General features: G+C 73.8%; 14 protein-coding genes. 9 read left to right on the plus strand and 5 right to left on the minus strand.

Annotated features, from left to right (window positions below; all coding sequences use genetic code 11):
- Nucleotides 1–15: 15 nt before the first annotated feature.
- On the minus strand, nucleotides 16–1,248 hold the full coding sequence (locus IH25_RS0122945) for a cysteine desulfurase (RefSeq protein WP_030613644.1): 1,233 nt from the start codon (nucleotides 1,246–1,248) through the stop codon (nucleotides 16–18).
- 81 nt (nucleotides 1,249–1,329) lie between these two features.
- Between IH25_RS0122945 and IH25_RS0122950 the strand changes: the two genes are divergently transcribed.
- From IH25_RS0122950 to IH25_RS0122990, 9 genes are all read left to right on the plus strand, one after another.
- Nucleotides 1,330–1,932 carry an ABATE domain-containing protein gene (locus tag IH25_RS0122950; RefSeq protein WP_245172862.1) on the plus strand — a complete coding sequence of 201 codons (603 nt, stop codon included), beginning with the start codon at nucleotides 1,330–1,332 and terminating at the stop codon, nucleotides 1,930–1,932.
- Between the two features lie 255 nt (nucleotides 1,933–2,187).
- A complete protein-coding gene (locus tag IH25_RS0122955; protein WP_209445356.1) occupies nucleotides 2,188–4,728 on the plus strand; it encodes a YfhO family protein in 2,541 nt (846 codons plus the stop codon).
- A 22-nt stretch (nucleotides 4,729–4,750) separates the two neighbouring features.
- Nucleotides 4,751–5,701 carry a glycosyltransferase family 2 protein gene (locus IH25_RS0122960; RefSeq protein ID WP_030613653.1) on the plus strand — a complete coding sequence of 317 codons (951 nt, stop codon included), beginning with the start codon at nucleotides 4,751–4,753 and terminating at the stop codon, nucleotides 5,699–5,701.
- Complete coding sequence (locus tag IH25_RS0122965; protein ID WP_030613656.1) at nucleotides 5,701–6,069, plus strand: GtrA family protein; 369 nt, start codon at nucleotides 5,701–5,703, stop codon at nucleotides 6,067–6,069. The genes IH25_RS0122960 and IH25_RS0122965 overlap by 1 nt, the downstream gene beginning before the upstream one ends.
- 45 nt (nucleotides 6,070–6,114) lie before the next feature.
- Nucleotides 6,115–7,143 carry an N-acetyl-gamma-glutamyl-phosphate reductase gene (gene argC / locus IH25_RS0122970; RefSeq protein ID WP_030613658.1) on the plus strand — a complete coding sequence of 343 codons (1,029 nt, stop codon included), beginning with the start codon at nucleotides 6,115–6,117 and terminating at the stop codon, nucleotides 7,141–7,143.
- Between the two features lie 88 nt (nucleotides 7,144–7,231).
- On the plus strand, nucleotides 7,232–8,383 hold the full coding sequence (gene argJ / locus IH25_RS0122975) for a bifunctional glutamate N-acetyltransferase/amino-acid acetyltransferase ArgJ (protein ID WP_030613662.1): 1,152 nt from the start codon (nucleotides 7,232–7,234) through the stop codon (nucleotides 8,381–8,383).
- Nucleotides 8,380–9,279 carry an acetylglutamate kinase gene (gene argB / locus IH25_RS0122980; protein WP_030613666.1) on the plus strand — a complete coding sequence of 300 codons (900 nt, stop codon included), beginning with the start codon at nucleotides 8,380–8,382 and terminating at the stop codon, nucleotides 9,277–9,279. The genes argJ and argB overlap by 4 nt, the downstream gene beginning before the upstream one ends.
- Nucleotides 9,276–10,481, plus strand: a complete 1,206-nt coding sequence (locus IH25_RS0122985; protein WP_030613668.1) for an acetylornithine transaminase — start codon at nucleotides 9,276–9,278, stop codon at nucleotides 10,479–10,481. The genes argB and IH25_RS0122985 overlap by 4 nt, the downstream gene beginning before the upstream one ends.
- 7 nt (nucleotides 10,482–10,488) lie before the next feature.
- The gene (locus IH25_RS0122990) at nucleotides 10,489–11,034 is read left to right on the plus strand and encodes an arginine repressor (protein WP_030613671.1); all 546 of its coding nucleotides are present in this window, start codon (nucleotides 10,489–10,491) and stop codon (nucleotides 11,032–11,034) included.
- 93 nt (nucleotides 11,035–11,127) lie between these two features.
- On the opposite strand, the gene IH25_RS0122995 is transcribed toward IH25_RS0122990, so the two are convergent.
- The 4 genes from IH25_RS0122995 to IH25_RS0123010 form a co-directional block, all read right to left on the minus strand.
- Entirely contained in the window at nucleotides 11,128–11,868 is a 741-nt protein-coding gene (locus IH25_RS0122995; RefSeq protein WP_209445357.1) for an FAD:protein FMN transferase, read from the minus strand.
- Between the two features lie 37 nt (nucleotides 11,869–11,905).
- On the minus strand, nucleotides 11,906–12,343 hold the full coding sequence (locus IH25_RS0123000) for an FMN-binding protein (RefSeq protein ID WP_030613677.1): 438 nt from the start codon (nucleotides 12,341–12,343) through the stop codon (nucleotides 11,906–11,908).
- A gap of 17 nt (nucleotides 12,344–12,360) precedes the next feature.
- A complete protein-coding gene (locus tag IH25_RS0123005; protein WP_030613679.1) occupies nucleotides 12,361–13,743 on the minus strand; it encodes a ferredoxin reductase family protein in 1,383 nt (460 codons plus the stop codon).
- An 81-nt stretch (nucleotides 13,744–13,824) separates the two neighbouring features.
- Nucleotides 13,825–14,529, minus strand: coding sequence for a L,D-transpeptidase family protein (locus IH25_RS0123010; protein WP_030613681.1), 705 nt, complete (start codon nucleotides 14,527–14,529; stop codon nucleotides 13,825–13,827).
- Between the last annotated feature and the right edge of the window lies 1 nt (nucleotide 14,530).

Consider the following 14,530-nt stretch of genomic DNA (forward strand, 5'->3'; position numbering starts at 1 on the left):
GAGCGGGTGGGCGGCTCAGACCCCGAAGTACCGCTGGGCCGCCCGCACCCCCGCCACCAGCGCGTCGACCTCCTCGGGGGTGTTGTAGACGTAGAAGCTCGCCCGGGTGGTCGCCGGGACGCCGAACCGCCGGGCGAGCGGCCGGGCGCAGTGGTGGCCGACGCGGACGGCGACGCCCCGCTCGTCCAGCACCTGCCCGACGTCGTGCGGGTGGACGCCGTCCACCGTGAAGGAGACGGCCGAGCCGCGGTCGGTGAGGCCCCGCGGGCCGACGATCCGCACCCCCGGCACCTCGGTGAGCAGGTCCAGGGCGCGGGCGGTGAGCGTGTCCTCGTACGCCGCGACCTGCGCCATGCCCAGCCGCTCCAGGTACTCCACCGCCGCCGCGAGCCCCACCGCCTGCGCGGTCATCGGCACGCCCGCCTCGAAGCGCTGCGGCGGCGGCAGGAACGTGGTGCGGTCCATCTCCACGATCTCGATCATCGAGCCGCCGGTCAGGAACGGCGGCAGACCGGCCAGCAGTTCCGCGCGGCCCCACAGCACGCCGATGCCGTTCGGGCCGAGCATCTTGTGCCCGGAGAAGGCCAGGAAGTCCGCGCCCAGCTCGCCCACGTCCACCGGGCGGTGCGGCACCGACTGGGCGCCGTCCACCACCACCAGCGCCCCGGCCGCGTGCGCCCGGTCGGCCAGCTCCCGCACCGGGTTCAGGGTGCCGAGCACATTGGACTGGTGGGTGAGGGCGAGCACCTTGGTCCGCTCGTCCAGCAGCTCCGCCGCCCGGGACAGGTCCAGCCGGCCCTCGTCGGTCAGGCCGAACCAGTCCAGCGTGGCGCCCGTCCGCGCGGCCAGCTGCTGCCAGGGCACCAGGTTCGCGTGGTGCTCCATCTCCGTCACCACGATCCGGTCCCCGGGCCCGACCCGGCCGGCGTGGCCGAGCGCGTACGCGACGAGGTTGACGGCCTCGGTGGTGTTCTTGGTGAAGACCACCTCGTCGTCGGCGGCGCCGATGAACCGGGCGACCGTGTGCCGCGCGCCCTCGTAGGCCTCCGTCGCCTCGCCGGCCAGCTGATGCGCCCCACGGTGCACGGCGGCGTTGCGGGTGAGGTAGAAGTCCCGCTCCGCGTCCAGCACCTGGAGCGGCTTCTGGGTGGTGGCCCCGGAGTCCAGGTAGACCAGCGGCGCGCCGCTCGCCACCGTCCGCCGAAGGATCGGGAAGTCCTCGCGCAGCGTGTCCACATCGAAGGCCACGGCTCTCACCTCTCACGGTTTCGTGTTGGGTTCACCGTGAGGCACGCTAGGTCATTCTCACGGAGAACCGCAAGGAATACCATGAGAGGCGTGGAGAATGAGACACCCGTCTACCTGTACCAACTCCCGGTCCCCGGCGAGGACCGGTACGCCTCGCTGGCGCTGGTCAACACCCGGTTCACCGTCAGCCACGGCCGGGTCGACCTGCTCGACGGCACCGAGGCCGCGCACCTGTGGCTGGTCCGGCACGCCCTGCTGCCCGACCCGGTGGAACTGAACGGCCGCCAGTCCGGCCGGCTGCGGGCCCTGCGCGAGGCGCTGCGGGCCCTCTTCACGGCCCGGGCCGCCGGGACGCGGCCGCCCGCCGACGCCCTCGGCACCCTGAACGCCGCCCTCGCCGCCGCCCCCGCCACGCCCCGCCTGGACTGGGGCGCCGACGGCCCGCGCCGCGCCGACCTCCCCGACACCGGCAACCCGGCCGCCGCCGCGCTCTTTCTGCTCGCCGAGGACGCCACCGACCTGCTCACCGGCACCGACGCCGCCCAGCTCACCGAGTGCGCCGCCCAGAACTGCGCCCGCTGGTTCCTGCGCTCCCACGGCGCCCGCCGCTGGTGCACCACCAAGTGCGGCAACCGGGTCCGCGCGGCCCGGGCCTACGCGGCCCGCAAAGCCGGTTCACCTTAAAAACACCTGCCGGAAATCAAAAATTATCCGGCCGGTCATCCAATTCACTCGGTGTTTCCCCGTTCCGGAGAAATCAGCTCCATTTTTCGGTGAGCGCACAACCAATCGGAAACGGGCTCCGTCTAAGTCCGCGAAAAGACGGGGCACGCATTCTGTGAGGACACCGAAAATGCAGCGCAGCACTCCACCGGACGCGCCCGGCAATGCCGGGCACACGTCGTGGCCGCACCCGGACGGGAACCGGATGTGAAAGCGATGTCCCGGCCGGGGCGGGCCGCCTGCCTGCTCGCCGCCGCCCTCGCGGCCGCCGCGTTCTGCGCCGGTGACGCCCTCGCGCGCAGCTACCCCTTCGGCCCGCGCACCCGGAACGTCAACGACCTGGGCAACCAGTTCGTGCCCTTCCACGCCCACCTGTGGGACCTGCTGCACGGCAGGGCCGAGGGCGGCCTCCTCGTCAACTGGCAGTCCGGCTACGGCGCCTCCTTCCTGCCCGACCTCGGCACCTACCTCGGCAGCCCGTTCGCCCTGCTGGTCGCCCTCTTCCCGCGCGACGAGACCGACCTCGCGGTGTACCTGATCACCGTCCTGAAGATCGCCTGCGCCGCCGCGGCCATGACCGGGCTGCTGCTCGCCTGCCGGCCCGGCCGCTGGTGGGCGGCGGGCCTGCTCGGCGCCTCGTACGCGCTGTGCGGCTGGACCCTCGCCGACGCCGACTACAACCCGATGTGGCTGGACGGGCTGATCGCCCTGCCCCTGCTGTGCCTGGTCGGCGAATGGGCGCGCACCGGGCGCCGGTTCGTGCCCGGCGTGCTCGTCGTCGCGCTGGCCTGGACCGCCAACTTCTACACCGCCTACATGGCCACCCTCGGCGCCGCCCTGGTGCTGCTGCTCCGGCTCGTGCTCATCCGGCCGTCCCGTCGGCAGGCCCTCGCGACGGCCGGCCGCGCCGCCCTGACCACCGCCCTCGGGGTGGGCCTCGCCGCCCCGCTGGTGCTGACCGTCTACTTCGGCACCCGGCACGCCTATCCGGGCCGGGCGCGTGCCTTCGCCCCGGTGCCGGCCGAGGACGTGCTCGCCCGGCTGCTGCCGACGGCGTACGGCTGGGGCTCCCCGGCCCTCTACGTCGGCACCACCGCGCTGCTGCTCGCCCTCGCCTTGCCCTTCCACCGGGCCGTCCCCGGGCGGGTCCGGGCCGGCTGGACCGCCCTGGTGCTACTGGCCGTGCTCTCCCTGCAATGGGCGCCCACCCATCTGGTTTGGCACGCCTTCGCCACCCCGCAGGGCAGCCCCTACCGGCAGACCTTCGTCGTCTGCGGGCTCCTCGTCATCGCCGCCTGGCACACCCTGTCCTACGGCCCGCCCGGCCCGCGCGCCCTCGTCCCGGCCGCCGCGCTGTTCGCCCTGATCACCGCCCTCGCCGGCCGCAGCACCGTGCTGCGGCCGCTCACCTGGCCGGTGCTGCTGCTCGCCGTCGCCGGCGCGCTGGGCGGCCTCGCGCTGCTGGCCCGCGCCGGGCGGCGCGGGCCGCTCGCCGGGCTGGCCGTCGCCCTGCTGCTCGGCGCGCAGCTCGGGGAGAGCGCCGCCACCACGGCCGTCACCACCCGGCTGCACCTCGCGCGCCTGGACGATTACGCGCCCTGGGGCGAGCGGCAGGAGAGGCAGTCCGCGCTGATCGCCGAGGCCGACGACTGGCCCCGCCACCGCACCGAACCGGGCCGGGAACAGACCGTCGGCAACGACCCGCTGCTGGTGGGCGGCGAGGGCGCCCAGTACTACAGCAGCCTGACCTCCGACGTCCTCAGCCGCACCCTGACCGCGCTCGGCGGCGGCTGGACCTCCCGGGGACGCAGCGTGCAGAGCCTGGACAACGCCGTCACCGACGTGCTCTTCTCCGTCGGCGCCCGGGTGCACTCCCCGCCCGACCCGCACCAGAGGCACTCCCCGCCCGCCCCGTACCCGGCGCACCTGACCCGGCGGGACGTGCCGCCCCTGGTGACCGTGCGGCCCCACCCGGACACCCGGCCCTTCGGCAGCTCGCCCTACCGCAACCAGGAGATCCTGCTCGGCAGCCGCGTCTACACCGTCCCGCCGCTCGCCGTGCGCGACGACTCCGGCCGGCCGCTGGCGAACCGCCGGACCGGCTCCGGCACCGCCCGGACCCGGCCGGTGATCACCGCCCGCTGCCCGGCGGGCACCCAGGTCCACCTGTGGGCCCCGCACTACTCCGGCACCGCCCGGCTCGACGGCGGCACCGCCACGCTCTTCAACGCCAAGGACACCCGCAGCCGCGCCGCCATGGCCCCGCTCGGCACCACCCCGGCCTCCGGGCGGCTGACCGTCCGGCTCACCCCGACCCGGCCCGGCAGTATCCCGCCCGGCGCGATCGGCTGCCTGGACACCGGCCGGCTGCGCGCCGCCGCCGCGCGCCTGACGGCCGGCGGGGCGCGGGACGTCACCGTCTCCGACGGCACCGTGCACGCCCGGCTGCCCGCCGGGAGCCGGGGTCTCGCGGTCCTCGCCGCGCCCCGCATCGCCGGCTGGCGGTGCGCCACCGGGGACGGACCGCAGCGGCCGGCGGGGGAGTACCACGGCCTGATCGCCGTTCCCGTCGACCCCGAGACCACCAGCCTGACCTGCACTTTCCACCCGCCCGGCCTCCGGCTGGGCACGGCGGTCGGGGGCGCCTCGCTGCTCGTCCTCGCCGTGCTGACCACCGCTGCCGCCGTGCGCCGCCGACGCGCCCCGGCGGCGCCCACGACCACATCACCGCGCGAGCCGGCGGCCACCGCCCGCTGATCGCGCCCAGGGGGAGACCACCATGCTGATATCCATCGTCGCGCCCTGCTACAACGAGCAGGATGTCCTCGCCCGCTTCCACGAAGAGGTCCAGAAGATCGCCGAGGAGCTGCTGCCCCTCGGTCACGACATGGAGTTCGTCTACGTCGACGACGGCAGCCGGGACCGCACGCTCGCCGTCCTGCAGGAGCTGGCCGCGCGCGACGCCCGGGTGCGCTACGTGTCCTTCAGCCGCAACTTCGGCAAGGAGGCGGCCCTGCTCGCCGGACTGCGGCACGCCTCGGGCGACGCGGTGATCGTCATGGACGCCGACCTCCAGCACCCGCCGGGCCTGATCAAGCGCATGGTCGAGCTGCGCGAACAGGGCCACGACCAGGTCATCGCCCGGCGCACCCGCACCGGCGACCGGCTGACCCGGACCCTCACCGCGCGCCTGTACTACCGGCTCGTCAACCGCCTGGTCGACGTCGAACTCGTGGACGGCGTCGGCGACTTCCGGCTGCTGTCGCGCCGGGTGGTGGACGCGGTGCTGGACCTGACCGAGTACAACCGCTTCTCCAAGGGCCTGTTCGCCTGGGTGGGCTTCCCGAGCACCACCTTCGAGTACCAGAACGCCGTCCGCGAGGCCGGCCGCAGCTCCTGGAACCTGCGCGGACTGCTCAACTACGGCCTGGACGGCCTGCTGTCCTTCAACAACCGCCCGCTGCGCGCCGCCCTCTGGCTCGGGGTGACCCTGCTGCTGTGCGCGGGGGCGTACACCGCGTGGATCGTGGGCGCCGCGCTCGTCCACGGTGTCCAGACGCCCGGCTATGTGACCATCATCACCGCCGTGACGGCCCTCGCGGGCGTCCAGATGGTCATGCTGGGAGTCATCGGGGAGTACACCGGCCGCATCTACTACGAGGTGAAGCGGCGTCCGCACTTCCTGGTGAAGGCTACCAACGTGGAACGGACGAAGGACCTCATTCCCTGATGCGGCAGATACTGACCTTCGCGGCGGTCGGTGTCGTCAATACGGCGACCTACTACTGTCTTTACCTGTTGTTCCTGACCGGCCTGCCGTATCTCGCGGCACACATCCTGGCCTTCACGCTCGCCATGGTCGGTTCCTTTTTCCTCAATGCCCGCTTCACCTATCGGACCCCGCCCACCTGGCGGAAATTCCTGCTGTTCCCGCTGACCAACGTCACCAACTTCGTGATCACGACGGCCGGGGTGTACCTGATCGTGGACGTCCTGCACGCCGGGAACCGCTTCGCCCCGCTGGTCGCGTCCGCCGCGGCGATCCCGGTCACCTTCGTCGTCTCCCGCTGGGTGATGCTCCCCAAGTCCATTGCATAAACGTGCAGCGATACGTATAGTCATGCCATCTGGAGGAGGATGGACATGGCAGTACGTGCGGCGGTGGCCGGAGCGAGCGGATACGCGGGCGGAGAGGTCCTGCGGCTGCTCCTCGCGCACCCCGAGGTCGAGATCGGTGCCCTGACCGGAAACTCCAACGCCGGGCAGCGGCTCGGTGCGCTCCAGCCGCACCTGTCGCCGCTGGCCGGCCGGGTGCTCGCCGAGACCACGCCCGAGGCCCTCGCCGGGCACGACGTGGTCTTCCTCGCGCTGCCGCACGGCCAGTCCGCGGCCGTCGCCGAACAGCTCGGCCCCGATGTCCTGGTGATCGACATGGGCGCGGACTTCCGGCTGAAGGACCCGGCCGACTGGGAGCGGTTCTACGGCTCCCCGCACGCCGGCACCTGGCCCTACGGCCTTCCCGAACTCCCGGGCGCCCGCGTCGCGCTGGAGGGGTCCAAGCGCGTCGCGGTGCCCGGTTGCTACCCGACCGCCGTCTCCCTCGCCCTGTTCCCGGCCTACGCGGCCGGCCTCGTCGGGCCCGAGGCGGTGATCGTCGCCGCGTCCGGCACCTCCGGCGCGGGCAAGGCGCCCAAGCCGCACCTGCTGGGCAGCGAGGTCATGGGCTCGATGTCGCCGTACGGCGTCGGCGGCGGCCACCGGCACACCCCCGAGATGATCCAGAACCTCAGCGCCGTCGCCGGTCGGCCCGTGCGGGTCTCCTTCACCCCGACCCTGGCCCCGATGCCCCGCGGGATCCTCGCCACGTGCAGCGCGTCCGCCGTCCCCGGCGTGACCGCCGACAGCGTCCGCGCCGCCTACGAGAAGGCGTACGCCGACGAGCCGTTCGTGCAGCTGCTCCCCGAGGGCCAGTGGCCCGCCACGGCGTCCGTCCACGGCTCCAACGCCGTCCAGGTGCAGGTCGCCTACGACGCCTCCGTGGACCGCGTCATCGCGATCAGCGCCATCGACAACCTGACCAAGGGCACCGCCGGCGGTGCCGTCCAGAGCATGAACATCGCCCTCGGTCTCCCTGAGACCACCGGGCTTTCCACGATCGGAGTCGCACCGTGAGCGACGCGCGTGCAGCCACCGGGCCGCAGACGACGACGATGGCCGCACCGCTGCGCTGCGCGGGCGGAGAAGCGAACAAGGAGATGCAGTGAGCGTCACGGCAGCCAAGGGATTCACGGCGGCGGGGGTCGCCGCCGGGATCAAGGAGAACGGCAACCCCGACCTGGCCCTGGTGGTCAACAACGGGCCCCGCCGTGCCGCCGCGGGCGTCTTCACCTCCAACCGCGTCAAGGCGGCCCCGGTGCTGTGGTCCGAGCAGGTCCTCAAGAGCGGCCAGGTCTCGGCCGTCGTCCTCAACTCCGGCGGCGCCAACGCCTGCACCGGACCGCAGGGCTTCCAGGACACCCACGCCACCGCCGAGAAGACCGCCGAGGTGCTCGGCCGGGGCGCCATCGAGGTCGCCGTCTGCTCCACCGGCCTGATCGGCGTGCGGCTGCCCATGGACAAGCTGCTGGCGGGCGTGGAGACGGCCGCCGCGGCCTTGAGCGAGCACGGCGGCGAGAAGGCCGCCATCGCCATCAAGACCACCGATACCGTCCACAAGACCTCCGTGGTGACGCGGTCCGGCTGGACCGTCGGCGGCATGGCCAAGGGCGCCGGCATGCTCGCCCCCGGCCTCGCCACCATGCTGGTCGTCCTCACCACCGACGCCGACCTGGAGAGCGAGGTGCTGGACAAGGCGCTGCGCGCGGCCACCCGGGTCACCTTCGACCGCGTCGACTCCGACGGCTGCATGTCCACCAACGACACCGTGCTGCTGCTCGCCTCCGGCTCCTCCGGCACCACCCCCGACTACGACGAGTTCGCCGACGCCGTACGCCAGGTCTGCGACGACCTCGGCCGGCAGCTCATCGGCGACGCCGAGGGCGCCAGCAAGGAGATCAAGGTCGAGGTGATCAACGCGGCGACCGAGGAGGACGCCGTCGAGGTGGGCCGCTCCATCGCCCGCAACAACCTCCTCAAGTGCGCGATCCACGGCGAGGACCCCAACTGGGGCCGGGTGCTCTCCGCGATCGGCACCACCCGGGCCGCCTTCGAACCCGACCGGCTGGGCGTCGCCATCAACGGCGTCTGGGTGTGCAGGAACGGCTCCGTCGGCGAGGACCGCGACCTGGTCGACATGCGCTACCGCGAGGTCCACATCGTCGCCGACCTGGCCGCGGGCACCGAGACCGCGACCATCTGGACCAACGACCTGACCGCCGACTACGTCCACGAGAACAGCGCCTACTCCTCATGACAACCCGTAAGCACACCGCGCTGCCCAAGGCCCGCATCCTCATCGAGGCGCTGCCCTGGCTCACCCGGCACCACGGCAAGGTCGTCGTCATCAAGTTCGGCGGCAACGCCATGGTGGACGAGGAACTCAAGGCCGCCTTCGCCCAGGACGTCGTCTTCCTGCACCACGCCGGCCTCAAGCCGGTCGTCGTGCACGGCGGCGGCCCGCAGATCAGCGCCGCCCTCGACAAGCACGGCATCGCCAGCGAGTTCAAGGCGGGTCTGCGCGTCACCACCGAGGACGCCATGGACGTCGTACGGATGGTGCTCGCCGGGCAGGTGCAGCGCGAGCTGGTCGGCCTGCTCAACCGGCACGGCCCGCTCGCCGTCGGCCTGACCGGCGAGGACGCCCACACCATCAGCGCCACCCGGCACACCCCCGAGATCGACGGCGAGCCGGTCGACATCGGGCGGGTCGGCGAGATCACCGCCATCGACACCGGCGCCATAGCGGCCCTGCTGGCCGACGGCCGCATCCCGGTCGTCTCCTCCATCGCCCGCTCCGAGGACGACGGACACGTCTACAACGTCAACGCCGACACGGCCGCCGCGGCCCTCGCCGCCGCCCTCGGCGCCGAGACCCTCATGGTCCTCACCGACGTCGAGGGCCTCTACGTCGACTGGCCCCACTCCGACGAGGTGATCAGCCGCCTCACCGCCGCCCAGCTGGAGAAGCTGCTGCCGGACCTGAGCGCCGGCATGGTGCCCAAGATGGAGGGCTGCCTGCACGCCGTGCGCAACGGCGTGAACACCGCCCGGGTCATCGACGGCCGGGTCCAGCACTCGATCCTGCTGGAGATCTTCACCGACGAAGGCATCGGCACCATGGTCGTGCCGGACGAACAGGGGGAGTCATGAGCAACCAGGAACTGACCGCGCGGTGGCAGGGCGCGCTCATGAACAACTACGGCACCCCGCGCCTGCCCCTCGTCCGGGGCGAGGGCACCCGGGTGTGGGACGCCGAGGGCCGGGAGTACCTGGACTTCGTCGGCGGTATCGCCACCAACGCGCTCGGCCACGCCCACCCGGCCGTCGTCGCCGCCGTCAGCGGGCAGATCGCCTCCCTCGGCCACATCTCCAACTTCTTCATGGCCGAGCCCACCGTCGCCCTCGCCGAACGGCTGCTGCGCCTCTTCGGCCGGGACGGCCGGGTCTTCTTCTGCAACTCCGGCGCCGAGGCCAACGAGGCCGCCTTCAAGATCGGCCGGCTGACCGGGCGCACCCATGTGGTCGCCACCGACGGCGGCTTCCACGGCCGGACCATGGGCGCCCTCGCGCTCACCGGCCAGCCCGCCAAGCAGGACCCGTTCCGGCCGCTGCCCGGCGAGGTCACCCACGTTCCCTACGGCGACGCCCAGGCGCTGGCCGCCGCGGTCACCGAGGACACCGCCCTGGTGGTCATCGAGCCGATCCAGGGCGAGAACGGCGTGGTCGTGCCCCCGGCCGGCTATCTCAAGGCCGCCCGCGCGATCACCGCCGCCACCGGCGCGCTGCTGGTCCTGGACGAGGTGCAGACCGGCATCGGCCGGACCGGGACCTGGTTCGAGTACCAGGCCCACGAGGGCGTACTGCCCGATGTCGTCACCCTCGCCAAGCAGCTCGGCGGCGGACTGCCGCTCGGCGCGACCGTGGCCTTCGGCCGGGCCGCCGAACTGCTCCGGCCGGGCCACCACGGGACCACCTTCGGCGGCAACCCGGTCGCCTGCGCCGCCGGACTCGCCGTGCTCGACACCATCGAGGCCGAGGGCCTGCTGGACAACGTCAAGCGGCAGAGCGAGCGGCTGCGGGAGGGAATCGAGGCGCTGGGCCACCCGCTGGTCCACGGTGTCCGGGGAGCGGGCCTGCTCCTGGGTATCGTGCTCACCGGGCCGCGCGCGCCTCAGGCGCAGGCGGCGGCCCAGGAGGCCGGGTTCCTGGTGAACGCGCCCGCCCCCGACGTCGTACGGCTCATGCCGCCGCTGAACCTGCGCGACGACGAGGTGGACGCGCTGCTCGGGGCGCTGCCCGGCATCCTCGACGCAGCGCACCCCGTGGACGGGGACGGACGATCCGGAGAATGAGACGACGATGAGCGAGGCGCAGGACCACGAGCAGGGCGTGGGGGCCGGGCCCGCCGTACCGCAGACCCGCACCGCACGGCACCGCCGGATCGTGGACATCCTCAACCGGCAGCCGGTGCGGTCGCAGAGCCAGCTGGCGAAGCTGCTCGCCGACGACGGGCTGAGCGTCACGCAGGCGACGCTCAGCCGGGATCTGGACGAGCTGAACGCGGTCAAGATCCGCAACACCGACGGCGACCTGATCTACGCGGTGCCGAGCGAGGGCGGGTTCCGTACGCCGCGGGCCCCGCTGGGGGAGTCGGCGAAGGAGGAGCGGATGCGGCGGCTCTCCCAGGAGCTGCTGATCTCCGCGGAGGCCTCGGCGAACCTCGTGGTCCTGCGCACGCCGCCCGGCGCCGCGCAGTTCCTCGCCTCCGCCATCGACCAGGCCGAGCTCCACGACATCCTGGGCACCATCGCCGGCGACGACACGCTGCTGCTGATCAGCCGGCACCCCACCGGGGGCCAGGCCTTGGCGGACCACTTGCTGCGACTGGCCCAGAACGGCCACTGAAGGGGGCGGCGGCGGGGGAGTGCAGGGTGCGGGCCGGTCGTGGCTGGCCGCGCGGTTCCCCGCGCCCCTGGCGGGGCGCTGCCCGGCCGCCGTTCACTCCAGCCACGCCCCCAAGCCCCGCGTGCACCGCACCTCCCCGTCCGCCGTGATCAGCAGGCCCTCCGCGTCCGGCAGGGACTCCAGCCAGGCCAGGCCCTCCCGCGCGCCCATGGCGAACGCGGCCGTGGCCCAGCAGTCGGTGAGCGCGAGGCCGGGCCCGACCACCGTCACCGAGACCAGATCCGTGACCGCCGGACGACCGGTCCGCGGATCCACGATGTGCGCGCCCCGCTCCGCCGTACCGGACGTGGCCACCGCCCACTCCCGGGCCCCGGCCGCCGAGACCACCGCCGCCAGCCCCCCGGTCCGCAGCGGATCGGCCACCCCCACCCGCCAGGCCCGCCCCGGTTCCGGCGCGCCCAGCAGCTGGACGTCCCCGCCGCCGTTGACGACGACCCCGCGCACCCCGTCCACCGCGGCCAGCCTCCGCGCGGCCCGCTCGGCCGCCCAGCCCTTGACGACACCGGTGGGGTCCGGCGCGCCCCGGTACCGCGCGCTGAACCAGCCCCCGCTCACCCGCTCCGCCTCCGCCGCCAGCCGCAGCACCTCCGCCACCTCCGGCGCACACCCCGAGAGCTCCAGCTCGCCCCGGCCCAGCCGCGACACCTCGCTGTCCTCGCGGTGGGTGCTGAAGACGGCGTCTGCCCCGTGCAACCCGTCCACCGCCTCCTCCAGCGCCGCGCCGACCGCCCCGGGTTCCCCGCCGCGCACGTCGAAGGAGAAGACCGTCCCCATGACCTCCTCCGCGTGCCGCACCGGGCCGGTCACCGGATCAGCCACCGGCCCGGTCCAGGGCCGACTGCAAGGACCGCCGGTAGCCGGTGCTGGTGTAGGTGGCCCCGGAGACGGTGTCGATGTCGGCGTTCCCCGCCGCCACCGCCTCCCGGTCGAGCCGGGGCACGGCCAGCTCCGTCTTCTGATCGCTCAGGCCGCCCGAGGGCGCCTGGACCGCCTCCGCCCGGACGATCCTCCCGGCGGCGACGGTGATCCGCACCCGCACCGGCCCGTACGGCGTCCGTACCGCCTCGCCGGTGACCGTCCGGGCCCCGGCCGGGGCGGACGCCCCCGCCGCCGGCCGTCCCGGGGCCGCGCCCGCCGCCGGTGCGGTGGCCGGGTCCGACGCCGGTTTCAGTGACAGCAGCAGGACGACACCGGACACGGTCGCGGCGGCGGCCAGCACGGCCCGCCGTACGGGGTGGTTCTTCCTCATCGCTCTCGCGGCTCCGCTCACATCTCGAACGACTCGTGGTGGATACGGCGGGCGGGAACCCCCGCCCCGCGCAGTGCCTCGTACACCGACCGGGCGAACCCGGGCGGGCCGCACAGGAACACGTCGTGCCGGTCGAGGTCCGGGATCTTCTGCCGGAGGGTCCGCGCGGAGATGTCCGGGCGCTCGCCGTTGGGGCTGTTCACCGCGTACATCAGCCGGGCGCCCCGCTCCTTCGCGATCGCCGCCAGTTCGTCCCACAGCGCGAGGTCCCGGGTGGTGCCGGCCCGGTACAGCAGGGTGAGGTCCCCGGCGGCCCCCGGCAGCGTCTCGAACAGGGCGCGCATCGGCGTGATGCCCACCCCGCCCGCGACCAGCAGCACCTTGCCCCGGCTGCGGCGCCGCGCGGTCAGGGCGCCGTACGGGCCCTCCGCCCACACCCGCGTGCCGGGCGCGAGTTCCCGCAGCCGGGCACTGTGGTCGCCGTTCGCCTTCACGGTGATCCGCAGCGTGTCCGGGCGCGGCGCGGCCGACAGCGAGTACGGGTGCGAGCTGAAGCGCAGCCCGGGGGCGAGGAAGCGCCAGCGGAAGAACTGGCCCGCCTCCGCGCCCATCCGGTGCAGCCGGCGCCCGCCGATCAGCACCGACACGATGCCGGGTGCCTCCTCGACGACCGCCGCCACGCGCAGCCGGTGCCGCAGGTTCAGCCGGACCGGGGTGAGGACGCGGTACCACACCACCAGCGCGGTGACCGTGCCGTACAGGCCGTACCAGAAGGTCCTGGCGGCGGGCTCGACCGCGAAGTCGTTGCCGGTGCTGATCTGGTGCCAGAACGTCAGGTACACCGCCGCGTACGTCAGCAGGTGCAGGTGGTACCACGCGTCGTACGGCAGCCGGCGGCGCACCGGGCCGGCCGAGGTCAGGCCGATGACCACGAACAGGCCGGTGCCGACGGCCGCCTTGCCGAGGTCCGGGAGCCGGTCGATCGACTCGGCGGTCTGCGCCAGGACGCCGGCGGGCGACCGGCCGGCCTGACGCGCGTACCCCCACATGGTGAGGAGGACGTGCGCCACGACCAGGCTCAGCGTGTACCGGCCGGTCATCGCGTGCCAGCGGGCCACCCGGTCGGAGCCGACCCGCCGCTCCAGCGCCGGTACGCGCGCCATCTGCAGGACGACGAGCGCCATCAGATAGCCGGCCAGCAGGCCGGTGATCCGGCCCGCGCCCAGGATCCGGCCGGTGTCGTCGGCGATGGCGGGCGTGGTGTGCCACCACAGCCACAGCACGGCCGCCGCGCCCGCCCAGACGGCGAGCAGCAGCAGGGCGGCCGGGGAGCGGCGCGGGCGGATGCGGCGCGTGGTCTGGCGGCGGGCGGCGCGTCCGCCCGCGAGCGTGGTGGTCACGGTTCCTCCGTGGGACTCGGCCCTTGGCCCACGGATACGTGCCGGGCGCGCCGGGTGTTCAGCGGCGTGCTCGGCGGCGCGTCAGTAGCGGGTGACGGCGGTGGCCCCGTCCTCGGTGCCCACCGCGATGTGCGGCCCCCGGTCCGGCGTCGCCCAGCGCAGGATCCGCTCCATCGCGTCCTTGGGCACCGACACACAACCGGACGTCGCCCCGCGCCCGTTGACGTGCAGGAAGATCCCGGCGCCGCGGCCGCGCACGGGCCGGTCGTAGTTGAAGCCGATGACCAGGGCGTGGGCGTACTGCTCCCGGTAGTCGGCCAGGTGCTCGGACTCGGCGGCGCGGCAGTCGGCGGGCAGCGGGTCGGTCCAGCGGTTGTAGGAGCGGGAGTCGTTGTCCTGGCACCACCAGGAACTGTCCTTCACCGCCCGGTACTCGACGCTCGTCCCGGCCGGCGCCGGCTCGGTCCCGAAGCCGAACGGGAGGTCGTACAGGCCGGTCGGGGTCGTCTCGGTGCCCTGCACGCGGGTGGTGCCCTCGACCAGCCCGCGCGCCCCGAAACGGGCCGGCGCGGATCCGGCCTGGACCCACCGGCCGTCCCGCAGGTCCCACCAGCCGACCGTGCCCTCGGTGGCGCCGGTGTCCGGGGCCTGGGCGACGATCAGCTGGGAACCGCCGCCGGTGTCCGCCATGCGGGCCGGCAGCGGCTCCGGGTCCCGGCCGGGGGCGGCGCCGAGCAGGGCGAGAGCGGAGACGGACACGAGGGCGAGGACCACACCGGGGCGCATG

Origin of the sequence: Streptomyces achromogenes subsp. achromogenes, assembly GCF_000720835.1 — a bacterium.
Classification (GTDB): Bacteria; Actinomycetota; Actinomycetes; order Streptomycetales; family Streptomycetaceae; genus Streptomyces; species Streptomyces achromogenes.